28 protein-coding genes are annotated in these 25,781 nt (G+C 62.6%); 20 read left to right on the forward strand and 8 right to left on the reverse strand.

Annotated features, from left to right (window positions below; genetic code table 11):
- Positions 1-125 precede the first annotated feature (125 nt).
- Positions 126-758 carry a TetR family transcriptional regulator gene (locus CAF77_RS20505; RefSeq protein WP_064382974.1) on the forward strand — a complete coding sequence of 211 codons (633 nt, stop codon included), beginning with the start codon at positions 126-128 and terminating at the stop codon, positions 756-758.
- Between the two features lie 249 nt (positions 759-1,007).
- Here the strand turns inward: CAF77_RS20505 and CAF77_RS20510 are convergent, their stop codons facing one another.
- The 3 genes from CAF77_RS20510 to CAF77_RS20520 are packed head-to-tail and all read right to left on the reverse strand — an operon-like array spanning position 1,008 to position 3,589.
- The gene (locus tag CAF77_RS20510) at positions 1,008-2,057 is read right to left on the reverse strand and encodes an alkene reductase (protein WP_064382977.1); all 1,050 of its coding nucleotides are present in this window, start codon (positions 2,055-2,057) and stop codon (positions 1,008-1,010) included.
- Between the two features lie 32 nt (positions 2,058-2,089).
- Positions 2,090-3,253 (reverse strand): MFS transporter, encoded by a 1,164-nt coding sequence (locus CAF77_RS20515; RefSeq protein ID WP_011332833.1) that lies wholly within the window; start codon positions 3,251-3,253, stop codon positions 2,090-2,092.
- A 33-nt stretch (positions 3,254-3,286) separates the two neighbouring features.
- Positions 3,287-3,589 (reverse strand): helix-turn-helix transcriptional regulator, encoded by a 303-nt coding sequence (locus CAF77_RS20520; RefSeq protein WP_007957866.1) that lies wholly within the window; start codon positions 3,587-3,589, stop codon positions 3,287-3,289.
- A 171-nt stretch (positions 3,590-3,760) separates the two neighbouring features.
- Between CAF77_RS20520 and CAF77_RS20525 the strand changes: the two genes are divergently transcribed.
- Complete coding sequence (locus CAF77_RS20525; protein ID WP_064382979.1) at positions 3,761-4,333, forward strand: ACP phosphodiesterase; 573 nt, start codon at positions 3,761-3,763, stop codon at positions 4,331-4,333.
- A 14-nt stretch (positions 4,334-4,347) separates the two neighbouring features.
- On the opposite strand, the gene CAF77_RS20530 is transcribed toward CAF77_RS20525, so the two are convergent.
- Together CAF77_RS20530 and olsB are read right to left on the reverse strand one after the other, a co-directional pair.
- Complete coding sequence (locus CAF77_RS20530; protein WP_064382980.1) at positions 4,348-5,142, reverse strand: 1-acyl-sn-glycerol-3-phosphate acyltransferase; 795 nt, start codon at positions 5,140-5,142, stop codon at positions 4,348-4,350.
- Positions 5,142-5,897, reverse strand: a complete 756-nt coding sequence (gene olsB, locus CAF77_RS20535) for an L-ornithine N(alpha)-acyltransferase (protein WP_007957877.1) — start codon at positions 5,895-5,897, stop codon at positions 5,142-5,144. Before olsB ends, CAF77_RS20530 begins: the two co-directional genes overlap by 1 nt.
- Positions 5,898-6,050: 153 nt before the next feature.
- Here olsB and CAF77_RS20540 point away from each other — a divergent pair, with 153 nt between their 5' ends.
- The 9 genes from CAF77_RS20540 to CAF77_RS20580 all read left to right on the forward strand — a co-directional run bounded on the left by CAF77_RS20540 (position 6,051) and on the right by CAF77_RS20580 (position 15,449).
- On the forward strand, positions 6,051-6,929 hold the full coding sequence (locus CAF77_RS20540; protein ID WP_064382982.1) for an acyl-CoA dehydrogenase family protein: 879 nt from the start codon (positions 6,051-6,053) through the stop codon (positions 6,927-6,929).
- Positions 6,930-7,109: 180 nt separating this feature from the next.
- Positions 7,110-8,189, forward strand: coding sequence for a serine hydrolase (locus tag CAF77_RS20545; RefSeq protein WP_064382983.1), 1,080 nt, complete (start codon positions 7,110-7,112; stop codon positions 8,187-8,189).
- Positions 8,186-8,488, forward strand: coding sequence for a hypothetical protein (locus tag CAF77_RS20550; protein WP_064382984.1), 303 nt, complete (start codon positions 8,186-8,188; stop codon positions 8,486-8,488). The genes CAF77_RS20545 and CAF77_RS20550 overlap by 4 nt, the downstream gene beginning before the upstream one ends.
- Before the next feature lie 280 nt (positions 8,489-8,768).
- Positions 8,769-9,944: a M20 aminoacylase family protein gene (locus CAF77_RS20555; RefSeq protein WP_064382986.1), complete on the forward strand. Its 1,176-nt coding sequence runs from the start codon at positions 8,769-8,771 to the stop codon at positions 9,942-9,944.
- Positions 9,945-10,023: 79 nt separating this feature from the next.
- Entirely contained in the window at positions 10,024-11,334 is a 1,311-nt protein-coding gene (locus CAF77_RS20560; RefSeq protein ID WP_064382988.1) for a citrate-proton symporter, read from the forward strand.
- Positions 11,331-12,788: an amidase gene (locus CAF77_RS20565; RefSeq protein ID WP_064382990.1), complete on the forward strand. Its 1,458-nt coding sequence runs from the start codon at positions 11,331-11,333 to the stop codon at positions 12,786-12,788. Before CAF77_RS20560 ends, CAF77_RS20565 begins: the two co-directional genes overlap by 4 nt.
- A gap of 59 nt (positions 12,789-12,847) precedes the next feature.
- Complete coding sequence (locus CAF77_RS20570) at positions 12,848-13,618, forward strand: IclR family transcriptional regulator (protein ID WP_064382993.1); 771 nt, start codon at positions 12,848-12,850, stop codon at positions 13,616-13,618.
- Positions 13,619-13,699: 81 nt separating this feature from the next.
- Complete coding sequence (locus CAF77_RS20575; protein WP_064382995.1) at positions 13,700-14,290, forward strand: YceI family protein; 591 nt, start codon at positions 13,700-13,702, stop codon at positions 14,288-14,290.
- A 1-nt stretch (position 14,291) separates the two neighbouring features.
- The gene (locus tag CAF77_RS20580; protein WP_064382997.1) at positions 14,292-15,449 is read left to right on the forward strand and encodes a phosphatidylserine/phosphatidylglycerophosphate/cardiolipin synthase family protein; all 1,158 of its coding nucleotides are present in this window, start codon (positions 14,292-14,294) and stop codon (positions 15,447-15,449) included.
- A gap of 151 nt (positions 15,450-15,600) precedes the next feature.
- On the opposite strand, the gene bglX is transcribed toward CAF77_RS20580, so the two are convergent.
- Positions 15,601-17,892: a beta-glucosidase BglX gene (gene bglX, locus CAF77_RS20585; RefSeq protein WP_064382999.1), complete on the reverse strand. Its 2,292-nt coding sequence runs from the start codon at positions 17,890-17,892 to the stop codon at positions 15,601-15,603.
- Here bglX and CAF77_RS29105 point away from each other — a divergent pair.
- The 5 genes from CAF77_RS29105 (at position 17,891) to CAF77_RS20605 (ending at position 21,495) form a co-directional block, all read left to right on the forward strand.
- A complete protein-coding gene (locus CAF77_RS29105) occupies positions 17,891-18,127 on the forward strand; it encodes a hypothetical protein (protein ID WP_139831639.1) in 237 nt (78 codons plus the stop codon). The genes bglX and CAF77_RS29105 overlap by 2 nt on opposite strands.
- A gap of 24 nt (positions 18,128-18,151) precedes the next feature.
- Positions 18,152-18,760 carry a LemA family protein gene (locus CAF77_RS20590; protein WP_064383000.1) on the forward strand — a complete coding sequence of 203 codons (609 nt, stop codon included), beginning with the start codon at positions 18,152-18,154 and terminating at the stop codon, positions 18,758-18,760.
- A gap of 13 nt (positions 18,761-18,773) precedes the next feature.
- Complete coding sequence (locus tag CAF77_RS20595) at positions 18,774-19,526, forward strand: YgcG family protein (protein ID WP_064384150.1); 753 nt, start codon at positions 18,774-18,776, stop codon at positions 19,524-19,526.
- A 28-nt stretch (positions 19,527-19,554) separates the two neighbouring features.
- Positions 19,555-20,172, forward strand: coding sequence for a TPM domain-containing protein (locus tag CAF77_RS20600; RefSeq protein WP_064383003.1), 618 nt, complete (start codon positions 19,555-19,557; stop codon positions 20,170-20,172).
- Between the two features lie 90 nt (positions 20,173-20,262).
- Positions 20,263-21,495 (forward strand): SAM-dependent methyltransferase, encoded by a 1,233-nt coding sequence (locus CAF77_RS20605; RefSeq protein WP_064383005.1) that lies wholly within the window; start codon positions 20,263-20,265, stop codon positions 21,493-21,495.
- On the opposite strand, the gene CAF77_RS20610 is transcribed toward CAF77_RS20605, so the two are convergent.
- Positions 21,485-22,399, reverse strand: a complete 915-nt coding sequence (locus CAF77_RS20610) for a DMT family transporter (protein WP_064383007.1) — start codon at positions 22,397-22,399, stop codon at positions 21,485-21,487. The two genes, CAF77_RS20605 and CAF77_RS20610, sit on opposite strands and share 11 nt — an antisense overlap.
- A gap of 168 nt (positions 22,400-22,567) precedes the next feature.
- On the opposite strand from CAF77_RS20610, the gene CAF77_RS20615 reads away from it, so the two are divergent.
- From CAF77_RS20615 to CAF77_RS20630, 4 genes are all read left to right on the forward strand, one after another.
- Positions 22,568-23,149 (forward strand): DJ-1/PfpI family protein, encoded by a 582-nt coding sequence (locus CAF77_RS20615; RefSeq protein WP_064383009.1) that lies wholly within the window; start codon positions 22,568-22,570, stop codon positions 23,147-23,149.
- Positions 23,150-23,171: 22 nt separating this feature from the next.
- Positions 23,172-23,516, forward strand: a complete 345-nt coding sequence (locus CAF77_RS20620; RefSeq protein WP_064383011.1) for a YegP family protein — start codon at positions 23,172-23,174, stop codon at positions 23,514-23,516.
- Between the two features lie 155 nt (positions 23,517-23,671).
- Entirely contained in the window at positions 23,672-24,316 is a 645-nt protein-coding gene (locus tag CAF77_RS20625) for a hypothetical protein (RefSeq protein WP_064383013.1), read from the forward strand.
- Positions 24,316-24,840: a hypothetical protein gene (locus tag CAF77_RS20630; RefSeq protein ID WP_064383015.1), complete on the forward strand. Its 525-nt coding sequence runs from the start codon at positions 24,316-24,318 to the stop codon at positions 24,838-24,840. Before CAF77_RS20625 ends, CAF77_RS20630 begins: the two co-directional genes overlap by 1 nt.
- A gap of 53 nt (positions 24,841-24,893) precedes the next feature.
- Here CAF77_RS20630 and CAF77_RS20635 read toward each other — a convergent pair whose 3' ends face one another.
- A complete protein-coding gene (locus tag CAF77_RS20635) occupies positions 24,894-25,775 on the reverse strand; it encodes a dihydrodipicolinate synthase family protein (protein ID WP_064383017.1) in 882 nt (293 codons plus the stop codon).
- Positions 25,776-25,781 lie beyond the last annotated feature (6 nt).

A 25,781-nucleotide genomic window follows, 5' to 3' on the forward strand; every position in this document is an offset into this window, starting at 1 on the left:
TGTTACAAAAGTCGTCGCAAGGTCTGAAATTGTAGGCCGGGGAGCCGATCCGCGAGAGATCGACCCTTTTTTATTCAGCGGATATTCAGCCATCCCTGAAACATCCTGTTTGAGGTTTTACTGCCATGGTTCGTCGTACCAAAGAGGAAGCTCAGGAAACGCGCAGCCAGATTCTCGAAGCGGCCGAAAAAGCCTTCTATGAGCGGGGCGTGGCTCGCACGACCCTGTCGGATATCGCGACTCTGGCCGGGGTGACGCGCGGTGCGATCTATTGGCACTTCAGCAACAAGGCCGATCTGTTGCAAGCCATGCTCGATACCCTGCATGAGCCGCTGGACGAACTGGCCAAGGCCAGCGAAAGCGAGGACGAACCCGATCCGCTGGGCTGCATGCGCCAATTGCTGATTCATTTGTTTCATCAAGTTGCGCTGGACCCGAAGACCCGACGTATCAAAGAAATTCTGTTTCATAAGTGCGAGTTCACCGATGAAATGTGCGACCTGCGCCAGCAGCGCCGGACCGCCAGCCTGGATTGCAATGTGCGGATCGCGCTGACATTGAGTAATGCAGTCAATCGTGGGCAGTTGCCGGCAGACCTCGACACCGCCCGGGCAGCCATCAGCATTCACGCCTATATCGACGGCCTCCTTTATGGATGGCTCCTGGCGCCGGACAGCTTCGAGCTGTACGCCGAGGCCGAGCGCTGGGTCGATACCGGGCTGGACATGCTGCGCTGGAGCCCCAGCCTGCGCAAATGAAACAAAATTCGTTGTTGGATCAGTTTGTGTCAATGACGGAGGAGGGTGAAGATCCCTGTTCACTCGCCTCGCTGCAATGGGATGCTTTTATATACCTCTGCGGTGCGGGTTGATATGTAGCGAGCTACGTATTTTGTAGGGATTTTGTGTCGAGCCTGTGAACGAATGTGAGCGAGTCACCCGTCCGGCGACCAATAAAAAGCCCCCGATTCTCACGAGTCGGGGGCTTTTGTGGTTCTGCGGTGTGGCTTACAGGGTCGGGTAGTCGAGGTAGCCGACCGCGCCTTTACCGTAGAAGGTTTCCGGGTGCGGTTCGTTCAGCGGCGCATCGGCCTTCAAACGGGCCGGCAGGTCCGGGTTGGCAATGAACGGGATACCGAATGCCACGGCGTCAGCCTTGCCCTCGGCCAGCCACGCGTTGGCGCTGTCCTTGGTGAAGCGTTCGTTGGCGATGTACGCGCCGCCGAAGGCTTCTTTCAGTTGTGGGCCGAGGCTGTCGGCGCCTTCTTTCTCGCGGGAGCAGATGAAGGCGATGCCACGCTTGCCCAGTTCGCGGGCGACGTAGGTGAAGGTTTCGGCCAGGTTGTCGTCACCCATGTCGTGGGAGTCGGCGCGTGGTGCCAGGTGTACGCCGACACGGCCGGCGCCCCAGACTTCGATCGCAGCGTCAGTCACTTCCAGCAGCAGGCGGGCACGGTTTTCCAGGGAGCCGCCGTAGATGTCGGTGCGCTGATTGGTGCTGCTTTGCAGGAACTGGTCGAGCAGGTAGCCGTTGGCGCCGTGGATTTCCACGCCGTCGAAACCGGCTGCCTTGGCGTTTTCCGCGCCGACGCGGTAAGCGTCGACGATGTCGGCGATTTCAGCGGTTTCCAGCGCACGCGGGGTTGGATAGTCGGCCAGCGGGCGAACCAGGCTGACATGGCCTTTTGGCTGGATGGCGCTCGGTGCAACCGGCGTTTCGCCATTCAGGTACGTCGGGTGGGAGATCCGGCCGACGTGCCACAGTTGCAGGACGATCTTGCCGCCGGCGGCGTGAACGGCTTTGGTCACGTTGGTCCAGCCGCGCACCTGGTCGTTGGACCAGATGCCCGGGGTGTCCGGGTAGCCGACGCCCATCGGGGTCACCGAGGTGGCTTCGCTAAGGATCAGGCCGGCCGAGGCGCGTTGTACGTAGTACTCGGCCATCAGCGCGTTCGGTACGCGGCCTTCGTCGGCGCGGCAGCGGGTCAGCGGCGCCATGATGATGCGGTTGGACAGCTCGAGGTCGCCCAGTTTGATCGGATCGAAAATTGTTGCCATGAGATACAACCCTCGTGAGGTAAGTGAGTGAATCAGTTAGCGGTGGCCAGCTCGGGATTGCCGTTCTGGCGGAATGTGATCAGGGTCACCAGCAGGGCCAGGACCGCGAGTGCTGCGGCGGCGAGAGGCACGCTGGTCAGGCCGTAGCCGTGGGCGATGACGCTGCCGCCGACCCAGGCGCCGAGGGCGTTGCCGACGTTGAAGGCGCCGATGTTCAGGGTCGACACCAGGTTCGGTGCGGCCTGGCCGTAGGTCACGACGTTCACTTGCAGGGCCGGCACGGCGGCGAAGCACGCGGTGGCCCAGAGGAACAGGGTGATCTCGGTCGGGATCAGCGCGATGCTGGTCCAGGTCAGGACGGTGGAGGTCACGGCCATGGCGATGAACACGCCGATCAGCGTCGCGGCCAGGCCCTTGTCAGCCAGTTTGCCGCCGATGATGTTGCCGACAGTCAGGCCCAGGCCGATGAGCATCAGGGTCCAGGTCACGCCACGGGGCGAAACACCGGTGACATCGCCCAGCAGCGGTGCGACGTAGGTGAACAACGTGAACACCGAGGCGGCGAATAGCGCGGTCATGCTCAGCGACAGCCAGATGCCGGCGCCCTTGAGCGCGGCCAGTTCGGCGCGCATGTCGAGTTTTTCTTCGTCACGCTTGGCCGGCAGGAAGCGGATCAGGCCGATCAGCGCGATCACACCGATTACGGTCACTGCCCAGAAGGTCGAGCGCCAGCCGGCTTCCTGACCGAGGGCGGTGCCCAGCGGTACGCCCAGCACGTTGGCCAGGGTCAGGCCGGTGAACATCAGGGCTACGGCCGAAGCGCGTTTGTTCGGTGCCACCAGATTGGCCGCGACCACCGAACCGATGCCGAAGAACGCACCGTGGCACAGAGCGGTGACGACTCGGGCGAACATCAGCACGTTGTAGTCAGTGGCGATGGCGCAGAGCAGGTTGCCGATAATGAAAATGCCCATCAGCGTAACCAGTGCAGCCTTGCGCGGCAGTTTTGCAGTGGCCATTGCCATGAACGGTGCACCAATCGCCACGCCCAGGGCGTAGCCGGTCACCAGCCAGCCGGCACCGGGAATCGACACACCGAGGTCAGCCGCCACATTGGGCAGCAGGCCCATGATGACGAACTCGGTGGTGCCGATGGCGAAGGCGCTCAAGGCGAGTATGAGAAGCGAGAGGGGCATCGTTGGATCCTTTTGGCTGGCTGACGTTAAGGGTCAGAGCTCTTTGCTGAGGGTGCTGAGGAACGCCTGGATCACGTCCTCGTTGCGTTTGAAAAAGTGCCACTGGCCGGCTTTCTGACTGCTGATCAGCCCGGCCCGTTGCAGGGTGGCCAGGTGGGCGGAGACGGTCGATTGCGACAGGCCGCAGCGTTGATCGATCTGCCCGGCGCAGATGCCGTACTCGTGGTTGTGGATCTGTTCCGGAAACTGGGCTTTCGGGTCTTTCAGCCAGTTGAGGATGTCTCGCCGTACTGGGTGTGCCAGGGCTTTTATTATTTCGTCGAGGTCAATGTTCATGGCTGGGTGCTCGTGATGTGTGTAGCGCTATATCGCGATGAGGCGAACTTTAAATCGGTACTTCGCGATATACCAATATGAATTTGATCTGATGACCGCATAAATCGGTATATCGGGTTATAACGATATGTGAGGTGTAAACAAACGCGGGCGCGGTGCTAAGCTGCGCCCATGAACTATCTCGCACATTTACACCTCGGTGGCCAGCGCCCCGGTCAACTGCTCGGCAGTCTGTATGGCGACTTCGTCAAAGGGCGGCTGCAAGGGCAGTTCGACCCGGAGATCGAAGCGGCGATTGCCCTGCACCGGCAGATCGACGTGTTCACCGATCGCCACCCGCTGGTGGATGCCTCACTGGCGCGGTTTTCCACGACCCGCCGCCGTTACGCGGGCATTGTCCTCGATGTGTTTTTCGACCATTGCCTGGCGCGGGACTGGACGCAGTACGCCGACCGGCCGCTGGGCCAATTCACCACCGACGTTTACCGCGTGCTGTCCAGCGAGCGGCAATTGCCCGAGCGCCTGGCGAGGATCGCCCCGCACATGGTGGCCAATGACTGGTTGGGCTCGTATCAGGAGTTCGAAGTGCTGGAGCAGGTATTACGCGGGATCTCCCGGCGCCTGACCCGGCCTGAAGAACTGGCGGGGGCGATGGAGGAATTGCGCCGGTTGTATGAACCGTTGAGCGAGGACTTTCGTTTGTTCTACCCACAGCTGCAGGACTTTGCCGGCCGGCAGCTGTAGATAGATGTCGCCGATCAGGCGGCGATCAGATCGCGGGCGTGTTGCGCTTCGACCGGTTTGAGCACATCACCGAACAAGGCTTTCTGCACCGCTTGCTGGGCCTCGTACGCCAATGCCGCGCGCTCCCGGCCCTGGCAGGCAATCGGTTTGAGCAGATGAATCTCGACATCGCCGCAATCGTTGCTGAACAGGCGCATCAGGTGCGACAGCAGATCATCGTCACCAATGAACGGTGCCAGCGAATCGATCTTGCCGTCGCGCAGATAACGGATCGCCACCGGTTGCAGCTTCACCTCGGAATCGATTGCCGCCGACAGCAGGCGACCATGAAAGGTGCGCAGCGAACGGCCGTCGGTGGTGGTGCCTTCCGGGAACATCAGCAGCGGATGATCGGTTTGCAGGTGACGGGTCATCTGCTTGCGGATCAACTGGCTGTCGCCCGAACCGCGACGGATGAACAGGCTGCCGGCCTTCGCCGCCAGCCAACCGGCCACCGGCCAGGTGCGCACTTCAGCCTTGGACAGAAACGACAGCGGCGTGAGCATGCCGAGCAGCGGAATGTCGGTCCACGACACATGGTTGCTGACCCACAGCATCGGCTGTTTCGGCAGCTCGCCATGCACGGTCACGCGAAAGGGCAGGGCATTGCTCAACCGCGCCATGAAAAAACGCGACCAGCGCTGCCGACGCTCCATCGAATGGGCCAGCCCCAGACGTTCGAAAACCCCGAAGACACTGGCCATGCTCAAGCCCAGCGTCACCACCAGCAGCACTCGCGCGATCCGCGCATACACCCGCAGCCGGCCCATCACACGGCCGCCTTGAAGTGCTTGGCGTAGCGCGGGCAGAGTTCGTCGCGCTTGAGCAGGATGAACACGTCGGCGACCTGGAAATCTTCGTCCCAGCACGGCTCGCCGCAGATCTTCGCGCCCAGGCGCATGTAGGCCTTGAGCAGCGGCGGCATTTCGGCGATCACGTTCGACGGAATGTCGAGGCTCGGCAGCGGATTCTTCGGCTCGGCGCGCAGGTGTTCGGTGCACAGATAACGTTCGCGCAGACGCTGCATGATCGCGTGGGCCTGTACACCGCCGTCCTGCATCGGGATGCTCGCGCAACCCATCAGGTAGCTGTAGCCGCCCTGATTCAGGACTTCGGCCAGTTCGCCCCACAGCACGGCGATGGTGCCGCCGTTGCGGTAGGCCGGGTCGACGCAGGTGCGGCCGATTTCCAGGATTGGGCCTTGCAGACCGGCGAGGCCGTGCAGGCTGAATTCTTCTTCGCTGTAGAACTTGCCCAGGCTGCTGGCGGCGGTGTGATCGAGCAAACGGGTGGTCGCCACCAGGCGGCCGGTGTTCAGGTCACGCACGCCGATGTGGCTGCAGTGAACATCATAGTCATCCATGTCCAGACCCAGCTCCGCGCCGTTCAGCTTGGCGTTGAACTCGCCGCTGAACACGTTGAAGCGCAAGGCCTGGGCTTGCTGCAAGGCCTCGGCGCCGATCAGGCGTTCGGCTTGCAGGCGGCGTTCATTGCCGGTGTCGCTGATGCGGGCGATCTGAGTCATGTGAATCTCCGTACGGGCCTTGAACCCGTCATGGGTTGCAGCCGATCGACTTTCTTTATGCAGCCGTGTTGTGCAAAGTCAGGCTATGTAGCCCCGGTGTCATCGCCATGAATGTTTGGTGATGCTTATATGACAGCCCACGAGGAGCCTCTGATGACCTGGTCGACCCTGCTGGAATGCCGCGAACGCCTGCCCGCCGTTGCCGATCTGGCGGAGGGCTTCGCCACGTTGCTGCAGCAACTGGGCAGCGTGACGCCGTTCGAACTGGCGGTGGCGGGAGGGCGGCGGATGGCGACGCCGGGGCTGGCGTTTCTGGTGGGTTATCAGGCGGCGCTGCGCATGCTCTGGCCGAGCGCGCCGCCGAGCCTCGGGGCGTTGTGTGCGACCGAGCAGCGCAGCCTGCGCCCGGCGAACATGCAGACCCGGCTCACGGATCTGCGCCTCACCGGGCAAAAGGATTTCGTCACTGCCGGCGATGCGGCGGACTGGCTGCTGATTGCTGCCCGCAGTGAGCAACCCGGCGAATCACCGCGCCTGAGCCTGGCGGTGGTGTATCCCGGCGAACCCGGCGTGCGGGTGGAAAAACTCCCGGCGCTGCCGTTGATGCCGGACATCAGCCATGGTCGGCTGCATCTCGACGATGCGTTGTGTGAGTTACTTGCCGGGGACGGTTGGGATGCTTACGTCAAACCGTTCCGCACCCTTGAAGACGTATACGTTTTGAGCGCAATGACCGCGTGGTTGTACGGCGTCGGTCAGGACAGCGGCTGGCCGCAGCCGCTGCAATTGCGCCTGCTGGCGCTGTTGGCCGGTTGCGCGGAAGTCAGTCGCCAGCCGCCGAACAATCCCGCCGGGCATGTGTTGCTCGGTGGTTTGTTTGCGCAGTTCGACGGGCTTAAAACGGAAGTCGATCAGGCCCTGCGCAACGGCGATCCTGAGTGGGCGGCGATGTGGCAGCGCGATCAGTCGGTCATGCAACTGGCGGCGGGCGCGCGGGCCAAACGCCTGGCCAAGGCGTTGGCGGTGGACTGACCGACCTCATCGCTGGCAAGCCAGCTCCCACACAATCGCTGGTGTACAGGCTATCAATGGCAATCCTCTACCCCTGTGGGAGCTGGCTTGCCAGCGTTGGCGATCTCATGGGCAGCCGAAATCTCAAATCTGTCATCAACCCTGACTACCCTCAGCAGGTTCTCCCCAAGAGCCCTCACCATGTTCAAAGGCCTGTCCCTGTTTCTGCTGCTGATCAGCTTCACGGTTCAGGCCGAACAATGGCCGGGCGAGCAGTGGCCGACCGGCCCGAAACTCACCAGCCCGGCCGTCGATGCATTGGAGGCCTACACCTTCCCGACCCGCGATGACAGCACCCGAAAAGGCATCCGCACCGACGCCTTGCTGGTGATCCGTGACGGCCAGCTCATCTACGAACGCTACGCCGCCGCGACCGCCGCCGACACCCCGCACCTGACCTGGTCGATCAGCAAAAGCCTGATGGCCACGGTGCTCGGCGTGGCGTACGGCGAAGGCCTGTTCAAGCTCGATGACGCGGCGGCAACGTTCTACCCGGCGCTGGAAAAGCACCCGGCCATCACCCTCAAAGATCTGCTGCACTGGGCCTCGGGCATCGACTGGCAGGAAGACTACGAATACGCCCCATTGAAATCCTCGGTGGTGGCGATGCTCTACACCCGTGGCCACCGCGACATGGCCGCCTTCACCGCCGATCACGACAGCTACGCACCGGCGGGTCAGGCGTTCCGCTATTCCAGCGGCGACAGCAATCTGTTGGCCGCCGCACTGAAAACCATCGTCGGCCCACAGCGTTATCCGGACTATCCGTGGACTGCGCTTTTCGATCCCTTGGGCATCCGCCATGCCGCCTGGGAAACCGACGAGACGGGCACCTTCGTCGCCTCTTCTTACGCTTATATGAGCGCCCGGGATCTGGCGCGAATCGGCCTGCTGATGGAACGTGACGGACGCTGGAACGACCGGCAGTTGTTGCCCAAAGACTGGGTCGCCTTCAACCGCCAACCCTTTGCCGGCTACAAGGCCCATCAGGACGAAGCCGTGCCCGGCGGCCAGTGGTGGCTCAATCGCCCGGCAGACGGCGCGCCCTCTCCATGGCCCGACGCACCGCCCGACACCTTCGCCGCCCTCGGCCACTGGGGCCAGGCGCTGTACGTGATCCCGAGCGAAAAACTGGTGATCGTGCGCTACGCCGATGACCGCGACGGCAGCTATCGCCACAACGAATTACTCAAGCGCGTGCTCGGGGCGGTGCGGCCATGAAACTGTTCAGACGCATCCTGCTGGTGCTGTTGGTCGTGCTGCTGGGCTGGGGCTGGCACGAGCGCGAAAACCTGTGGGCCTTCCCGGACATCATCAGCGCTTACACCGCCAAGGAATATTGTTCGTGCCGCTACGTCATGAACAACGACGCTGAATATTGCCGGGGCTACGTGAAGCAGTGGCTGCCCAGTGAACTGACCGATGACCGCACACAAAAAATCGTCACCGCCAGCGGCCTGGGACGCAGCAACAGCGCCCAATGGCAGGGCGAACGCCAGGGCTGTCGCCTCAATCCATGATTCAGACCCGATTGGCAAACCACTGAAAAACTCTGTGGGAGCGGGCTTGCCCGCGATTGCGGTGTGTCAGGCGCCGAAAATGTCACTTGTGCCGGCGCTATCGCTGGCAAGCCAGCTCCCACAGGATGGGTAAAGCTTGTGGTTCCACCCTGTGGAACCACAATCGATTGTCCTCTCGCGTGTCTCGCGGTTATCTGGCGGTGAGCACGACCTGCCGTTCACGTGTCGTGAAACAACACCGAACAAAAAGACCGGGAACACCCGCGCGAGGAGAACCGTCATGCCCCGACATCAGCACATTCTGGCTTGGCTCAACGATGTGGCCAGCGACCTGCACGCCACCCGCCAGGACATTCACGCCCACCCTGAACTCGGTTTCGAAGAAAGCCGCACCTCGGCGCTGGTCGCCCGGTCGCTCGAAGACTGGGGTTATGAAGTCCACACCGGCGTCGGCAAGACCGGCGTGGTCGGTGTGCTGCGCAACGGCAGCAGCTCACGCAAACTCGGGCTGCGGGCCGACATGGATGCGCTGCCGATCATCGAGAACACCGGCGTTGCCTACAGCAGCCGGCATCAAGGCTGTATGCACGCCTGCGGGCATGACGGGCACACCGCGATGCTGCTCGGTGCGGCGCGTTATCTGGCCGCGACCCGTCAGTTCGACGGCACCCTGACGCTGATTTTCCAGCCCGCCGAAGAGGGCCAGGGCGGGGCGGAAGCGATGCTCGCCGATGGCCTGCTCGAACGTTTTCCGTGCGATGCGCTGTTCGGCATGCACAACATGCCGGGCCTGCCAGCGGGGCATCTGGGCTTTCGCGAAGGGCCGATGATGGCTTCGCAGGACTTGCTCACAGTGACGATTGAAGGCGTCGGCGGCCACGGCTCGATGCCGCATCTGGCGGTGGATCCGCTGGTCGCCGCAGCCAGTGTGGTGATGGCTTTGCAAACCGTGGTCGCGCGCAACATCGATGCGCAGCAGGCGGCGGTGGTAACGGTCGGCGCATTGCAGGCCGGCGAAGCGGCGAACGTGATTCCGCAACAGGCGATCCTGCGCCTGAGCCTGCGTGCGTTGAATGCCGAAGTCCGTGTTCAGACACTGGACCGCGTACGCTCGATCATCGAAGCGCAGGCCGAGAGCTTCGGCTGCACCTCGACCATCGAACACCGTCCGGCCTATCCGGTGCTGGTCAACCACGCCGCCGAAACCGAGTTCGCCCGTCAGGTCGGTGTCGAACTGGTCGGCACCGATGCCGTCGATGGCAACACACCCAAACTGATGGGCAGCGAAGACTTTGCCTGGATGCTCCAGCGCTGCCCCGGCGCGTACCTGTTCATCGGCAACGGCGTGGCGCGGCCGATGGTGCATAACCCTGCCTACGATTTTAACGACGACATCCTGCTGACCGGCGCGGCGTATTGGGGCGCGCTCACCGAGAGCTGGCTCAAGCCGGCCTGATTTCTTCACTTTTTGCTGCCGCTGGAACGCAGGTGCGCACGCGCCTGCGTGGTCAACCCACAGCTTCTGGAGAATCCCCATGCAGACTTCGAACGCAGGCGTTTCGCGCACCCGGCAAGTGGTCGCCGCCGTCATCGGCAACGCCCTGGAATGGTACGACTTCATCGTTTACGGCTTTCTGGCGAGCATCATCGCCCGGCAGTTTTTCCCGTCCGACGACGACTACGCTTCGCTGCTGATGGCGCTGGCGACTTTCGGCGTCGGCTTTTTCATGCGCCCGGTGGGCGGCATCCTGCTCGGCATCTACTCCGACCGCAAAGGTCGCAAAGCCGCGATGCAGATGATCATCCGCCTGATGACCGTGTCCATCGCCCTGATCGCGTTCGCGCCGAACCACGCCGCCATCGGCATGGGCGCGCCGTTGCTGATCGTGGTGGCGCGGATGCTTCAGGGTTTTGCCACGGGCGGTGAATACGCCAGCGCCACGGCGTTTCTGGTGGAGAGCGCGCCGGCCCATCGCAAGGGCCTGTACGGTTCCTGGCAACTGGTCGGGCAATGCCTGGCGGTGTTCAGCGGCGCGGCGATGGTGGCGCTGGTCACGCACCTGTTTTCCCCCGAGGCGCTGGACAGTTGGGGCTGGCGGATTCCGTTTGTGCTCGGCCTGTTGATCGGTCCGGTGGGCTTGTGGATTCGCAAGCACATGGAGGAACCGGAAGAGTTTCTCGAAGCGCGCAAGAAAGCCAAAGGCGCCGCGCCGGGTCTGTGGCAGGTACTGCGCGAACATCGCCGCAGCCTGCTGGTATCGATGGGCCTGGCGTGCGGGGCGACGGTGTCGTTTTACGTGGTGCTGGTGAACATGCCGACCTTCGCCCACAAGAACCTCGGTCTGCCGCTGGACCAGGTGTTGCTGGTGCAGATGCTTGCGGTGGGGTTGATGACCGTGGTGATTCCGTTCTCCGGCGCCCTGTCGGATCGCCTCGGTCGGCGGCCGGTGCTGATGGCCTTCACCCTGGCGTTTTTCGTCATGGTCTATCCGCTTTACGTGTGGGTGGCGGCGGCGCCTTCGATCGAGCGTTTGCTGGTGATGCAACTGCTGCTGTGCGCGGCGATTGGCGGATTCTTCGGCCCGGCCCCGACGGCATTGGCCGAGCAGTTCCCGATCGAAGTGCGCTCCACCGGCGTGTCCGTGGCCTACAACGTGGCGGTGATGGTGTTCGGTGGTTTTGCGCCGCTGATCGTCACCTGGCTGAGTAAAGTTCTGAACACCCCGGTGGCGCCGTCGTTCTATGTCTTGTTCGCTTGCCTGCTGACCCTGCTCGGTACTTACTGTTTGCAGGAGGCACCACGCGCGAAGAAATCCGTTGCGCTCAACCTGGGAGTGAAACCGTGAGTCCGTTAGCCATTGATCCGATTGTCACCCTCGACGCCGATGCGTTGTCCCGGGCGATCCATGCCCGCAAGATGTCGTGCCGTGAGGTGATGCAGGCCTACCTGACGCACATTGATCGCTTCAATCCGGCGGTCAATGCGCTGGTTTCGCTGCGCCCGCAAGACGTGCTGCTGCGCGAGGCCGATGAATGCGATCGGCAACTGGATCGCGGCGAGTCCCGAGGCTGGATGCACGGCATGCCCCAGGCGATCAAGGACCTGGCGGCCACCGCCGGGTTGCGCACGACCCTCGGCTCGCCACTGTTCGCCAATCAAGTGCCGCAGCACGACGCGATCAGCGTGGCGCGGGTTCGCGACTGCGGCGCGATCATCATCGGCAAGAGCAACGTCCCGGAATTCGGCCTCGGTTCGCAGACCTACAACAGCGTGTTCGGCACCACCAGCAACGCCTATGATCCGAGCCTGATCGCCGGCGGCAGCAGCGGCGGGGCCGCGGTGGCACTGGCCCTGCGCCTGCTGCCGGTGGCCGACGGCAGTGACATGATGGGCTCGCTGCGCAACCCGGCGGCGTTCAACAACGTGTTCGGTTTCCGCCCGTCCCAGGGCCGCGTGCCCCACGGGCCGATGCCGGAAGTGTTCGTCCAGCAACTGGCCACCGAAGGACCGATGGGGCGCACGGTCACCGACGTCGCGCGATTGCTCTCGACCCAGGCCGGCTACGATCCGCGCGTGCCGCTGTCGCTGGCTGATGAACCACGGGATTTCGGGCTGGATCTGCAACAGGACTGCAGCGGCCTGCGCCTCGGCTGGCTCGGCGATTACAACGGCTATCTGCCGATGGAAGACGGCGTGTTGAGCCTGTGCGAATCGGCGCTGGCGGATTTCAGTGCGCTGGGTTGCCACGTCGAGGCCTGTCAGCCGGACTTTTCCATGGAACGCCTGTGGCAGAGCTGGCTCATCCACCGGCATTTTCTGGTGCAGGGCAGCCTCGGCGCGGCGTATGCCGATCCGCAAAAGCGGGCGTTGCTCAAACCCGAAGCGCAATGGGAAATCGAAGGCGGTTTGCGTCTGACCGCTGCCGAGGTCTATCAGGCGTCGGTCGCGCGCAGTGAGTGGTATCGCGCGTTGAGCGAGTTATTCGAGCGTTACGATTTCCTGCTGTTGCCCACCGCCCAAGTGTTCCCTTTTGATGCACAGCAAGCATGGCCGCGAGTCGTCGGCGGGCGGACCATGGACACCTATCACCGCTGGATGGAGGTGGTGATCGGCCCGACCCTGGCGGGGCTGCCGAGCATCAGCGTGCCGGTCGGTTTCAACCCGGCCGGGCTGCCGATGGGCCTGCAAATCATCGGTCCGGCCCAGGCGGATCGGGCGGTGCTGCAACTGGCCTACGCCCATGAACAGTTGACCCGCTGGGTCGAACGGCGACCGCCGGCATGCCTGCAATCAGCCTGAGCGGCCCGCATCTTGCTGCACGAAGTGATCTTTCATCCGTATCCATGGAGGTCGAACACATGGGCAGCAAGGCAGACACTGGTAGCGTGCGCTCGGTCGAACGGGCGCTGGCCATCGTCGAGTTGCTCGGCGAGCATCAGGCGCTGGGGCTGGAAGAGTTGCACTATCTGACGGCTCTGCCCAAGGCCACGGTGTCGCGGATGCTCGCGACCTTGCAGGAGCAGGGCTGGATCTATCGCGGCCTCAGCGATCGCCGCTACCGGTTGTGCGCCAAGCGACTGTTCGGTGACCGTCAGCAACGTTTCAAACGCCACCTTGTGGAAAGCGCCGCGCCGATGCTGCTGGAGCTGAGCGAGCGCACCGGGCTGGTGGCGGATCTGTCGTGCTTCGACGGCGAGCGGGTCGAAGTGATGGAAAGCGCGATTCCGCAAGTGCTGCGCAAGCGCTATCCAACTAACTGCCAGATCGTCGGCCATCACGCCAGCCTGTTTCATTCCGCCATGGGCCGGGCGTGCCTCGGCGAACTTGATAGCCGGGACGTGAAACGTCTGGCCGAACGCGAACAGTTGGCGGATGACGGTGTATTGCAGGCCACCGAACAAGCCTTGCATCAGGGCTTCGGCCAGCGCACCGAAGGTTATTGGGAATACCCGGTGCGCCTGCCGTTCCTGATTCGCGCGGTGGCCTTGCCGATTCGTGCGCAAGGGCGGCTGGTCGGCAGCATGGCGCTGCACTGGCCAATGGATCAGGCGCCGGTGGAACGGGTGCTGAGCCTGCACCTCAACAGCCTCGCGTCGACCATCGGCGAGGTGCAGCAGGCATTGGCCTGAGTGTTTGCACAGACTGACAGTTTGCAATAACGCCAAGGCCAGTTAAGGTTCGTGCACGTTTATCGGCCCCACGAGTCTTCAATGTTCAACCGTTCTCTGTGCAACGCCTTCGCCGGCCTGCTGCTGGGCGCCGCTGCGCTGCCGGTCCAGGCCAACTGGTATCTGGACGGCGAATCGTCGCGGCTGTCGTTCGTCAGCACGAAAAACGCCAACGTGTCCGAAGTGCAGCGCTTTCTGGTGCTGCACGGCAAGGTCGATCCCGATGGCCGCGCCGAAGTCGAAGTCGAGCTGGACTCGATCAACAGCGGCATCCCGCTGCGCGACGAGCGCATGCGCAAGGAGCTGTTCCAGATCGAGCAATTCCCCGAAGCGACCATCACCACACAAATCGACCTGCGCCCGATCAACGATCTGGCCCCCGGCGCGCAGCTTGAATTGCGCCTGCCGCTGACCGTCAACCTGCACGGCAAACAGCATGAATACCCCGCCGAACTGCTCGCCACGCGCCTTGATGACCGGCGCTTTCAGGTGGTGACCCTGGAGCCGCTGGTGATCAGCGCAGAGGATTTCGATCTGCTGCCGGGCCTGGAAAGCCTGCGCAACATGGCCGGCCTGTCGGCCATCAGTCTGTCGGTGCCGGTGGGTGCGGTGCTGATCTTCACGGCGCGCTGACATGCGCGGCGCGGTGTTTCCGTGGCGTGATGGCAACCGCTTCGAGCTGTTGATCGACGGCCCGCAATTCTTCCCGCGCATGCTCGACGAGATTGCCCGCGCCCGTGAGCAGATCGAACTGGAGTTGTACCTGGTGGAAGCCGGTGCCTGTGCCGAAACCATCGTGCAGGCACTGGTGCTGGCGGCGGAGCGGGGCGTGCGGGTGCGTTGCCTGTTCGATGATTACGGCAGCCTCGCGTTTACCCTCACGCTGCGCCGGCGGCTGACTGGTGCCGGGGTCGAGCTGCGTTTTTACAACCGGCTGAACTGGCGGCGCTGGGTCGGCAATTTCTATCGCGATCATCGCAAGCTGTTGCTGGTCGACCAGCGTCTGGCGGTGGTCGGCGGCACCGGGGTCACCGATGAGTTCTGGACGCCGGGCCACGACACCAGCGAATGGCACGAGGTCATGGTGCAGATCACCGGCCCGCTGGTGCTCGACTGGCAGTTGTTGTTCGACCGCCAATGGATCGCCAACCGCCATCGCCGGGCCTGGCGGCCCAACGCGCATTTCGGCCTGCCACGGTTGCCCCGCGTGCCGGACATGGGCGAGGGCATGGGCCGTGTGGCCTACGCCGACGCCCGTCAGCATCGGGACATTCTGCAATCGCTGTTCCGCGCCTTGAACAGTGGCCAAAAGCGTATCTGGCTGGCCACGCCGTACTTTCTGCCGACCTGGAAAATCCGCCGCTCCCTGCGCAAGGCCGCCGCCCGTGGCCTCGACGTGCGCCTGCTGCTGACCGGGCCGCGCACCGATCATCCGTCGGTGCGCTACGCGGGGCATCGCTACTACCCGCGCCTGCTCAAGGCCGGGGTGAAAATCTACGAATACCAGCCGTGTTTCCTGCACCTGAAAATGGTGCTGGTGGACGACTGGGTGAGCATCGGCTCGTGCAATTTCGATCACTGGAATCTGCGCTTCAATCTTGAAGCGAATCTGGAAGCGCTGGATCCATCATTGACGGCAGCGGTGGCGGCGAGTTTCGAGAAGGACTTCGGCCTGAGTCAGCAGGTGAGTCTGGAGGAATGGCGAAAACGGCCACTGTGGCGGCGGGTGAAGCAGCGGATCTGGGGCTGGGTGGATCGGGTGGTGGTCAACTTGCTCGACAGACGCGGCTAGTCGCAGTTGATCGTTCCCACGCAGAGCGTTGATCGTTCCCACGCTCCGCGTGGGAATGCAGCCCGGGACGCTCCGCGTCCCAAAGCGGACGCAGAGCGTCCATTGAGGCATTCCCACGCGGAGCGTGGGAACGATCGGTTAGCTTTAACAGTTACAGCAGTTCAAAGCTCTGCTGCGTCACGTCCTGGGAGTCCAGGCCGATCTGCACGTTGAACTTGCCAGGCTCGGCCGCGTACTTGAGCTGGGCGTTGTAGAACTTCAGGTCATCCTCGGTGATGGTGAAGTGCACGACTTTCTGCTCGCCGGCCTTGAGCATGATTTTCTGGAAGTTCTTCAGCTCCTTGACCGGACGGATCATCGACCCGGTGACGTCCTGAATGTACAGCTGCACCACGGTTTCGCCGTCACGCTTGCCGGTGTTCTTGACTGTGACACTGGCGTCGAGCTTGCCGGTGGCGTTCAGGGTGGTCGAGGACAGCGCCATGTCGCTCAGGCTGAAATCGGTGTAGCTCAGACCGAAACCGAACGGGAACAGGGGACCGGTGGTGTCATCGAAATACTGCGAGGTGTAGTTGCCCGGTTTGCCCGGCGTGAACGGCCGGCCAATGCTCAAGTGGTTGTAGTAGGTCGGGATCTGGCCCACGGAACGCGGGAAGGTCACCGGCAGCTTGCCCGACGGGTTGTAGTCGCCGAACAGCACGTCGGCGATGGCGTTGCCGCCTTCGGTGCCGCTGAACCAGGTTTCCAGAATCGCGTCAGCCTGTTCTTTCTCTTCGAGGAGCGTCAGCGGACGGCCGTTCATCAGCACCAGCACCAACGGCTTGCCGGTGGCTTTCAGGGCACGGATCAGCTCACGCTGGTTTTCCGGGATGTTCAGGTCGGTGCGGCTCGACGATTCGTGGGACATGCCACGGGACTCGCCCACCGCTGCAACCACAATGTCGGCGTCCTTCGCGGCTTTCACCGCTTCGTCGATCAGCACGTTGGCCGGGCGCGGGTCATCGACCACTTCCGGGGCGTCGAAGTTGAGGAAATTCAGGTAGTCGAGGACCTTCTTGTCGCTGGTGATGTTGGCGCCACGGGCGTAGATCAGGTTCGCCTTGTCGCCGATCACATTGCTCATGCCGTCGAACAGGGTCACCGATTGCGCCGGACGACCGGCGGCGGCCCAACTGCCCATCATGTCGATCGGGGCCTTGGCCAGCGGACCGACCAGCGCAACCTTCGCGGTTTTCTTCAGCGGCAGGGTTTCGTTCTGGTTCTTCAGCAGCACCAGGCTGCGACGCGCCACTTCGCGGGCATCGGCGCGGTGCAGGCGACTGTCGGCGTAGGTGTCGGCCGGATCGTCTTCAGCCTTGCCGATGCGCAGGTACGGATCCTTGAACAGGCCCATGTCGTACTTGGCGGCGAGGACTTCACGCACCGCGTTGTCGATGTCTTTCTGTTCGATCTCGCCGGACTTGAGCAGCCCCGGCAGCTCTTTGCCGTACAGGGTGTCGTTCATGCTCATGTCGATGCCGGCCTTGATCGCCAGCTTCGCCGCTTCACGACCGTCGCGGGCCACGCCGTGCTTGATCAGTTCGAAAATCGCGCCGTGATCGCTGACCGCCAGCCCCTTGAAGCCCCACTCCTTGCGCAGCAGGTCGTTCATCAGCCAGGTGTTGGCGGTGGCCGGGATACCGTTGATCGAGTTCAGCGCCACCATCACGCCACCGGCGCCGGCATCAATCGCGGCGCGGTACGGTGGCAGGTAGTCCTGGTACATCTTCACCGGGCTCATGTCGACGGTGTTGTAGTCGCGACCGCCCTCGACCGCGCCGTACAGGGCGAAGTGCTTGACGCTGGCCATGATGCTGTCGGCCGCGCTCGGGGTCTCGCCCTGATAGGCCTTGACCATGACTTTGGCGATGCGTGAGGTCAGGTAGGTGTCTTCACCGAAACCTTCGGAGCTGCGGCCCCAGCGCGGGTCGCGGGAGATATCGACCATCGGCGCGAAGGTGATGTCGAGGCTGTCGGCGGCGGCTTCCTTGGCTGCAACGCGCCCGGACCGGCCAATGGCGTCCATGTCCCAGCTCGATGCCAGGGCCAGCGGAATCGGGAAAATCGTACGGTGACCGTGGATCACGTCGTACGCGAAAAACATCGGAATCTTCAGCCGGCTGCGCATGGCCGCGTCCTGCATCGGACGGTTTTCCGGGCGGGTGATCGAGTTGAAGGTGCCACCGATGTTGCCGGCGGCGATCTCCTTGCGGATCAGCTCGCGGGGCATTTCCGGGCCGATGCTGATCAGGCGCAACTGGCCGATCTTCTCGTCGAGGGTCATTTGCTTCATCAGATGACTGATGAACGCGTCCTTGTTTTCCAGGGGGACCGGGGTCGTGGCGGCCAGTACTTGATGACTGGCCAGGCTGACGAACAGGCCCAGCAAACACAGCTTCTTCATGAATAGTTTTCTCAAGGGCCTAAACGGCGTTACAACACCGGCCAGCCAAAATGTAGGGAGCGACTATTGTTGTTCGGGTGCTGATTCAGAAAACGACAGCCGAATGTACGTCGAACGTCTCGGCGACATGATCGCGCAGGGCCTCTTTTTAGCCCATCGGCCCGCCGCAATCCAGTGGCGGGGCGATTATGCCGCAACCGCCGGCCAAGAATGTTTCGCGATTCATTATTCATGAAATGTGCAAGGGAGCACCCGTCCGATGAATGTCAGTCCTGTCTACCGCTCGCGTTTGCAGGTCGCCACCCTGCTGGTGCTGGCCACGTTGTTGACCGCTTGCGGCATCAACAATATTCCGACCCTCGACGAACAGGCCAAGGCTGCCTGGGGCCAGGTGCAGAACCAGTACCAGCGGCGCGCCGACCTGATCCCCAATCTGGTGGAAACCGTGAAGGGCTATGCCAAACACGAGGAAGCAACCCTGACTGCGGTGATCGAGGCCCGGGCCAAGGCGACGTCGATCCAGGTCGATGCCAGCACTCTCGACAACCCGGAAAAACTCAAGCAGTTCCAGCAGGCGCAGGATCAGCTAACCGGAGCCTTGAGCCGCTTGATGGTGGTGTCCGAACGCTATCCGGACCTGAAAGCCAACCAGAACTTTCTCGCCCTGCAATCGCAACTCGAGGGCACGGAAAACCGCATCGCCGTGGCCCGTCGTGATTTCATTCTGGCGGTGCAGAAATACAACACCGAGATCCGCACCTTTCCCGGTCGCCTGTGGCACAGCGTGATGTACAGCGATCTGCCGATCCGTGAGACCTTCGAAGCCACCAGCCCCGGTGCGGACAAGGCCCCGGAAGTGAAGTTCTGAGCCGGGGATGTCCATGCGTGTGTTGAAGATGGGCCTGGTGCTGATGCTGTGGCTGTTCACCGTCAGCGCCCGGGCCGAAATGACCTTTCCGGCGCTGACCGGGCGGGTGGTGGACGACGCGCAGATGATCGAGCCGTCGGTGCGCGCGCAACTGAGCCAGCAGTTGCAGGCCCACGAACAGGCGACCGGCGAGCAGTTGGTGGTCGTGACGCTGCCGAACCTGCAAGGCGCCACCATCGAGGACTATGGCGTCGAACTCGGCCGGCACTGGGGCATCGGCCAGAAGGACAAAAACAACGGCGCGCTGTTGATCGTCGCCCGTGACGAGCGCAAATTGCGCATCGAAGTCGGCTACGGGCTGGAAGATCGCCTGACCGATGCCCAGAGTTCGGTGATCATCCATCAGGTGATCACGCCATCGTTCAAGGCCGGCAACTTCAGCAAGGGCATCAGCGACGGTGTGGCGGCGATGCTGGTGGTGCTGGGCGGCAATCCGCTGGACGAACCGTCCACGGTGTATGAGTCGGCTGGCGACCCCGCGAATGATTTCGTCTCGCGCCACCCGGCATTGTTCGTATTTCTGGTGATGTTGTTCATCCTGACTGTTTTTGTCTGCCAGATGCTCGGTATCCTTCCCGCCGGCCGGGGCGGCTCCGGAGGAGGGGGCGGCTTTGGTGGCGGAGGTTTTGGCGGCGGCGGTGGAGGCGGGGGCTTCAGCGGCGGCGGTGGCAGTTTCGGCGGGGGCGGGTCCTCCGGCGGCTGGTGATAACAATAATGAGCAGGCACTTCACGACATGGCATTACTGACTGAACACGAACAACGCAAGGTCGCCGAGGCCATCGCCCGGGTCGAGCGCGAGACCGACGCCGAACTGGTGACGGTGCTCGCGGCCCGCGCCGACGACTACGCGTACATCCCGCTGCTGTGGGCCAGCCTGCTGGCGCTGGTGGTGCCGGGGATCGTGCATTACCTGACGGGCTGGCTGACGATGCACAGCCTGTTGCTGGTGCAGTGGGTCAGTTTTGTCGTGCTGTGCCTGGTATTTCGTCTGCCAAAGGTCACCACTCATCTGATCCCGCGCCACGTCCGCCACTGGCGCGCCTCGAACCTGGCCCGCCGGCAGTTTCTCGAACAGAACCTGCATCACACGGTGGGCAGCACTGGCATGCTGATTTTTGTCTGCGAGGCGGAGCGATATGTGGAGATTCTGGTGGACGAAGGGATTTCCAGAAAGCTGGATAACAAGAGCTGGGATTCGATTGTCGCGGTGTTTACCGAGCAGGTGCGACAGGGGCAGACGTTGCAGGGCTTTGTCACCTGCATTGAAGCGTGCGGCGAGTTGCTCAAGGTGCATGTGCCGGTGACGCAGGTGAGGAATGAGTTGCCGAATCGGTTGGTGGTGTTGGGATAAGCCGTTCGGGAAATTAGCCGTGCCCTCGAACGCCATCCCCCCTAAACTAGCGGCCATTCCCGATTTGCCCGTCCGAGGCCGCTTTTTCCCATGTCCGTTACCGCTCCTTCCGCATCTGCCAAACCGGCGCCCGATCACCACGCCCGGTTCATCGAGCTGCTGCAAACCAGCCTCGAACAGAACGGCTTCATCAAACTGGTGCTGGCCAAGTACGTCGGCGAAGAAGCGGACCTGCAGCGGATCATCATCAAACCGGTGACGGTCAAGGCGCAGCCGTGCCTGTCGTTCGTTTATCGCTACAAGACCCGCGACATCACCAAGAACCTGCCGTTGGACGAAGCGCTGGCGACGATTGCCGGGCTGCTGCCGGCGGCGTTCAAAAATGCGCATTTGCTGGCCCTGACTGACGAAGCCCAGCTCGAATACAGCAAAAAGGGCAAGAGCTCGCTGTTTATGAGCAAACCCCAGCAATTGCGCGAAGTGCCGTCCGCCGAGCATAACCGCGAGAAAAACCGCTTCCTCGATCTGAACCGACCGTTCCTCAAGGACCTGGGCGTGACCAACGCGCAACACGAGCTGATCCCGGCGATGTCGCGCAAGTGGAAGCAGATCAACAAGTTCATCGAGGTCTTCAGCCACGCGCTGACCTCGTCGCCGCTGGCCCTCGACAAACCGGTGCGGGTGGCGGATTTCGGCTCAGGCAAGGGTTATCTGACGTTCGCCATCCATGACTATTTGCGCAACACGTTGAAGGCCGAGGGCGAAGTCACCGGCGTCGAACTGCGCGAAGAAATGGTCAACCTGTGCAACACCGCCGCCGCGAAGCTGGAACACCCGGGGCTGGTGTTCAAATGCGGTGATGTGCGCAGCGTGGCGCCGAGCGAGCTGGACGTGATGATCGCCCTGCATGCCTGCGACATCGCCACCGACTACGCGATCCACACCGGCATCCGCTCCGGCGCCTCAATCATCATGTGCTCGCCGTGCTGCCACAAACAGATCCGCTTGCAGATCCAGAGCCCGGCGCTGCTCAAGCCGATGCTGCAATACGGCCTGCACCTGGGTCAGCAGGCGGAAATGGTCACCGACAGCTTGCGTGCGCTGTTCCTCGAAGCCTGCGGTTACGAGACCAAGGTGTTCGAGTTCATCTCGCTGGACCACACCAACAAGAACAAGATGATCCTCGCCGTAAAGCGCGCCGAGCCGGTGGACCCGACTCAGTTGCTGGTGAAGATTCAGGAGTTGAAGGCGTTCTACCAGATCAGCGAGCACTGCCTCGAAACCCTGCTGCTCGCTGACGGCCTGCTGAAGCTCAAGGCTTGAGCTGAACCCCGGCGGGTAACGTGCCCGGTTGAGCCGGGCGCACCGCGGTCTTGCGCCCGAGCATCACCGTCGCGATCACCCCGCAGGCGAACAGCCAGGTGATCGGCTCCACATGTTCCCCAAAGAACAGCGCGGAAAACGCGATGGTGAAGAAGATCTGCAACAGCTGGATCTGACTGACCCGGGCAATGCCCCCCATGGCCAGCCCGGCGTACCAGGCGAAGAAACCCAGGAACTGCGAAAACAGCGCGACGTAACCGAAGGCCCACCAGGTTTTCGCCGACACCGCGCCCTGATGCTGCAACGCCAGGTACAACACCGGACCGATCAGCAGCGGCGTCGACAGCACCAGCGCCCAGCAGATTACCTGCCAGCCGCCCATCTCCCGGGCCAGCCGCCCGCCCTCGGCATAACCCAGACCGCCCACTGCAATCGCACCCAACATCAATAAATCCCCGGCCTGAATGCTGCCGGCGCCGGTGTACAACGCATAACCCAGCACCAGCGCACTGCCCAGCGCCGCACAGGCCCAGAAGGCTTTCGACGGACGTTCATGGGACAGCCACGCGGCATACAGCGCCACGCACAGCGGCTGCAAACCGTTGACCAGCGCACCGTGGGACGCCGGCAGGGTCTGCATAGCCCACGCCGACAGCACCGGGAAACCGAGAATCACCCCGGCAATCACCAGGCTCAGGCCTTTGACCTGCTTCCAGGTCGGCCACTTTTCCCGTCGCCACAATAACAGCGCCGCTGCCGGAATCGCCGCGAACAAGGCGCGGCCGAGGCCGTTGAGCAGCGGGTGCAGTTCCTGCACCACGATGCGGGTGAAGGGCAGGGTAAGGCTGAAAATCACCACGCCGAGCAGGCCGAGGGCCATGCCGGTGTTTTCGCGCGAAGACATGAGGGCAAACCGATTCAAAGGTGGCAGGGAGGTGCCTTCATCTAGCCACAAACCACGGCAATCGGGCTGTTACAGCTGAGCGCAGAGTTATCCATACAGTTTGCGACGCCATCACGATCCTTGGACTACTGTGAATATTCCTGCGCATTCACCAGAGGAGTCCTGCCCATGGCCGCGAAAAAGATACTGATGCTGGTCGGCGATTACGTCGAAGACTACGAAGTGATGGTGCCGTTCCAGGCCCTCCAAATGGTCGGGCACACCGTGCATGCCGTGTGCCCGGACAAGGCCGCCGGCAAGACCGTGCGCACCGCGATCCATGACTTTGAAGGCGATCAAACCTACAGCGAGAAACCCGGTCACCAGTTCGCCCTGAACTTCGATTTCGCCAAGGTCGATGCCAAGGATTACGACGCACTGCTGGTGCCCGGCGGGCGTGCGCCGGAATACCTGCGGCTGAATGAAAAAGTCCTGGTACTGGTGCGCGCCTTCGACAAGGCCGGCAAGCCGATTGCCGCCGTCTGTCACGGCGCGCAACTGCTGGCGGCGGCGGGGATTCTTGAAGGTCGCGAGTGCAGTGCCTATCCGGCCTGTGCCCCGGAAGTGCGGCTGGCCGGCGGCACCTACATCGACATCCCGGTCACGGACGGCCATGTCCAGGGCAACCTGGCCACCGCGCCCGCCTGGCCGGCGCACCCGAAATGGCTGGCCGGTTTCCTCGGTTTGCTTGGAACCAAAATCACCCTGTGACACATCGATAAGGAGAAACACCATGTCCGGATGGTATGAGTTGAGCAAAAGCAGCAACGGCCAGTACAAGTTCGTGCTGAAAGCGGCGAATGCCGAAACCATTCTGACCAGCGAGCTGTACACCAGCCGCACGGCCGCCGAAAGCGGCATTGCCTCGGTGCAGACCAACAGCCCGCTGGACGAACGCTACGAGAAAAAATCGACGAAGGACGGCCATCCCTATTTCAACCTCAAGGCGGCCAATCACCAGATCATCGGCAGCAGCGAATCCTATTCCTCGGACGCGGCCTGCGCCAAAGGCATCGCCAGCGTCAAGGCCAACGGGCCGTCCAAGGTGATCAAGGACAAAACCCTGCCGGTGCTTTGAACCACCCATGACCTTCAGTCGCCAAATCCTTGGCGACTGAATTCTGGCTATGTGCCATCATTTCGCTTATCCTCCGCCGCCAATCCAAGGAAGGGGGCGTTGAGATGACTCTTTCGCGGAAATTTTGAACCACTGCCGCCAGAGTTTTCCCACTGATGATCCGCTTTTTCGTTGTCCTGACCCTGCTGCTTGGCTTGAGCGGCTGCTATAGCCTTTCCCCGACCCGAATCGATGATGAACTCGCACCGAGTGCCGATTCCGGCACAGCGTACCTGGTGGGTGTGGTCGGCATCTGGCCGAAAGCGGCCTATGCGGCCCAGGAACAGATGCTGCTGATCCGCAAGCGTGGCAGTGACGAATTCGCCAGCGCGCGCCTGCACAACGAGTTCTATGCCCGCACGGCACGGGACGTGCGCGAGACCGGCCGTGGTATCGGCACCCTGTTCGTGATGCCGCTCAAACCTGGACGCTACGAGATCTACAACGTGCGATTCGATCGCGGCAGATCGGTGTCCTGGAGCCGTGAAGACTTCACCATCGGCATGCAGCTCGAAGCGGGCAAGGCTTATTACATCGGTGACTTCCGCGCCGGCTGCGTGTCCCCCAGCGACAGCACCTGCCTGTTCCTGCACAGCGATCACCTCGAACGCGACGCCGCGCTGGTCCGCGCCGGGTATCCGCAAGTGCCCGGCCTGCAACGACTGGACATGCCGAACCTGTACACCGCCACACCGTTTATTCGTGAAGAGAACGGCACCAGCGCCTCCGTCTACAAAGCCATGCTCTCGGGGAAATTCTGATGCTCATCAAACGTCTGCTTCTGGGCTTGCTTCTGCTGCTCGGCGGTTGCCAGGCCACCCATTCGCTGAAGGCGCCGGACGTCGATTACAGCAGCCAGCAATTGCCGGCCATCAACGTCAGTGTGATCGGCATGCCAAGCTGGATGCTGCGTGACGAATTGCGTCGGCGTGGCACCTTTGAAGAAGTGAAGGCCGGTCGCAGCGAAGACGGCTACAACGTTTTAGTCATTGCCAACAGTGATGTCGGCGGGATTCAGCCGCAGATGCTTCTGAGCGCCTTCACTCTGTTTCTGGTGCCGGTGCCGGTGAGTTTCGACAGCACGGTGGTGTTCAGCCTCAGCCATGGCAAGCAGATACTGGGCGTCTACACCGTGAAGAACCACACCGAATCCTGGCGCGGCGCATTCAACGCCTCGGGCGGTCAGTTCGAACACATGCGCTTGATCAGCGACACGTTCATCGCGCAGATTCTCAAGGATCAGCCGTTCCACCGCGAAGCCATGAAACGCGCCGCCAGCCTCTGATCGACGGCCACAAACAATCCCACCCGGGGTGAACCGGGCGGGATTTTTTTCGTTCAGCGCAAGGTGTTCAGCAAGGCCTGCAATTGCGTACGCCCGGCCTCAGCCAGCGGGAACACCGGCAAACGCGGATCGCCGACTTCCAGACCGGTCAGTCGCAGACCGGCCTTGATCGTCGCCGGCAAGCCACCCTTGAGGATGAAGTCCAGCAGTGGCAACTGGCGGTAGAACAGCTCTCGCGCCTTGCCGAGATCCCCCGCCAGTGTGGCTTCGTACAAATCCAGATTGAGCTGCGGGATCAGGTTCGGTGCCGCCGTGCACCAGCCTTTGGCCCCGGCAGCGAAGGCTTCCAGCGCCAGCGGGTTGCAGCCGTTGTAGAACGGCACCCGGCCTTCGCCGAGCAGTTGCAGCTTGTGCATGCGCTGGATGTCGCCGGTGCTCTCCTTGACCATGGTCACGTTTTCCACGCCGTTGACGATGCGCAGGATCAGCTCCACCGACATGTCGGTGCCGCTGGTGGCCGGGTTGTTGTAGAGCATGATCGGCACGCCGATGCTGTCACCGATGGCGCGGTAGTGGGCGAGGATTTCCGCTTCGGTCAGCTTCCAGTAAGAGGCCGGCAACACCATCACCACGTCGGCGCCATGGGCTTCGGCAAAGCGTGCGCGGCGTACCGCTTTGGCGGTGGTCAGGTCGGACACGCTGACCACGGTCGGTACGCGCTTGGCCACGTGCCTGATACTGAATTCGGCGACCTGATCCCACTCCGCATCGCTCAGGTAGGCGCCTTCGCCGGTGCTGCCCAGTGGCGCAATGGCGTGGACGCCGCCGGCGATCAGACGGTCGATGGAGCGGCCGAGGGCCGGCAGGTCAACGCCTTCGCCGTTGGCGCCGAACGGGGTGATGGTGTAGCCGATGATGCCGTGAATGTTGGACATGAGAGT

Source organism: Pseudomonas sp. R15(2017) (assembly GCF_002112685.1).
Classification (GTDB): domain Bacteria; phylum Pseudomonadota; class Gammaproteobacteria; order Pseudomonadales; family Pseudomonadaceae; genus Aquipseudomonas; species Aquipseudomonas glycinae.

Bases quoted from the DNA above. Each gene is read 5' to 3' on its own strand.
- CAF77_RS20505 (WP_064382974.1), top strand. From the start codon at position 126: ATGGTTCGTCGTACCAAAGAGGAAGCTCAGGAAACGCGCAGCCAGATT.
- CAF77_RS20510 (WP_064382977.1), bottom strand. From the start codon at position 2,057: ATGGCAACAATTTTCGATCCGATCAAACTGGGCGACCTCGAGCTGTCC.
- CAF77_RS20515 (WP_011332833.1), bottom strand. From the start codon at position 3,253: ATGCCCCTCTCGCTTCTCATACTCGCCTTGAGCGCCTTCGCCATCGGC.
- CAF77_RS20520 (WP_007957866.1), bottom strand. From the start codon at position 3,589: ATGAACATTGACCTCGACGAAATAATAAAAGCCCTGGCACACCCAGTA.
- CAF77_RS20525 (WP_064382979.1), top strand. From the start codon at position 3,761: ATGAACTATCTCGCACATTTACACCTCGGTGGCCAGCGCCCCGGTCAA.
- CAF77_RS20530 (WP_064382980.1), bottom strand. From the start codon at position 5,142: ATGGGCCGGCTGCGGGTGTATGCGCGGATCGCGCGAGTGCTGCTGGTG.
- olsB (WP_007957877.1), bottom strand. From the start codon at position 5,897: ATGACTCAGATCGCCCGCATCAGCGACACCGGCAATGAACGCCGCCTG.
- CAF77_RS20540 (WP_064382982.1), top strand. From the start codon at position 6,051: ATGACCTGGTCGACCCTGCTGGAATGCCGCGAACGCCTGCCCGCCGTT.
- CAF77_RS20545 (WP_064382983.1), top strand. From the start codon at position 7,110: ATGTTCAAAGGCCTGTCCCTGTTTCTGCTGCTGATCAGCTTCACGGTT.
- CAF77_RS20550 (WP_064382984.1), top strand. From the start codon at position 8,186: ATGAAACTGTTCAGACGCATCCTGCTGGTGCTGTTGGTCGTGCTGCTG.
- CAF77_RS20555 (WP_064382986.1), top strand. From the start codon at position 8,769: ATGCCCCGACATCAGCACATTCTGGCTTGGCTCAACGATGTGGCCAGC.
- CAF77_RS20560 (WP_064382988.1), top strand. From the start codon at position 10,024: ATGCAGACTTCGAACGCAGGCGTTTCGCGCACCCGGCAAGTGGTCGCC.
- CAF77_RS20570 (WP_064382993.1), top strand. From the start codon at position 12,848: ATGGGCAGCAAGGCAGACACTGGTAGCGTGCGCTCGGTCGAACGGGCG.
- CAF77_RS20575 (WP_064382995.1), top strand. From the start codon at position 13,700: ATGTTCAACCGTTCTCTGTGCAACGCCTTCGCCGGCCTGCTGCTGGGC.
- CAF77_RS20580 (WP_064382997.1), top strand. From the start codon at position 14,292: ATGCGCGGCGCGGTGTTTCCGTGGCGTGATGGCAACCGCTTCGAGCTG.
- CAF77_RS29105 (WP_139831639.1), top strand. From the start codon at position 17,891: ATGAATAGTTTTCTCAAGGGCCTAAACGGCGTTACAACACCGGCCAGC.
- bglX (WP_064382999.1), bottom strand. From the start codon at position 17,892: ATGAAGAAGCTGTGTTTGCTGGGCCTGTTCGTCAGCCTGGCCAGTCAT.
- CAF77_RS20590 (WP_064383000.1), top strand. From the start codon at position 18,152: ATGAATGTCAGTCCTGTCTACCGCTCGCGTTTGCAGGTCGCCACCCTG.
- CAF77_RS20595 (WP_064384150.1), top strand. From the start codon at position 18,774: ATGCGTGTGTTGAAGATGGGCCTGGTGCTGATGCTGTGGCTGTTCACC.
- CAF77_RS20600 (WP_064383003.1), top strand. From the start codon at position 19,555: ATGGCATTACTGACTGAACACGAACAACGCAAGGTCGCCGAGGCCATC.
- CAF77_RS20605 (WP_064383005.1), top strand. From the start codon at position 20,263: ATGTCCGTTACCGCTCCTTCCGCATCTGCCAAACCGGCGCCCGATCAC.
- CAF77_RS20610 (WP_064383007.1), bottom strand. From the start codon at position 22,399: ATGTCTTCGCGCGAAAACACCGGCATGGCCCTCGGCCTGCTCGGCGTG.
- CAF77_RS20615 (WP_064383009.1), top strand. From the start codon at position 22,568: ATGGCCGCGAAAAAGATACTGATGCTGGTCGGCGATTACGTCGAAGAC.
- CAF77_RS20620 (WP_064383011.1), top strand. From the start codon at position 23,172: ATGTCCGGATGGTATGAGTTGAGCAAAAGCAGCAACGGCCAGTACAAG.
- CAF77_RS20625 (WP_064383013.1), top strand. From the start codon at position 23,672: ATGATCCGCTTTTTCGTTGTCCTGACCCTGCTGCTTGGCTTGAGCGGC.
- CAF77_RS20630 (WP_064383015.1), top strand. From the start codon at position 24,316: ATGCTCATCAAACGTCTGCTTCTGGGCTTGCTTCTGCTGCTCGGCGGT.
- CAF77_RS20635 (WP_064383017.1), bottom strand. From the start codon at position 25,775: ATGTCCAACATTCACGGCATCATCGGCTACACCATCACCCCGTTCGGC.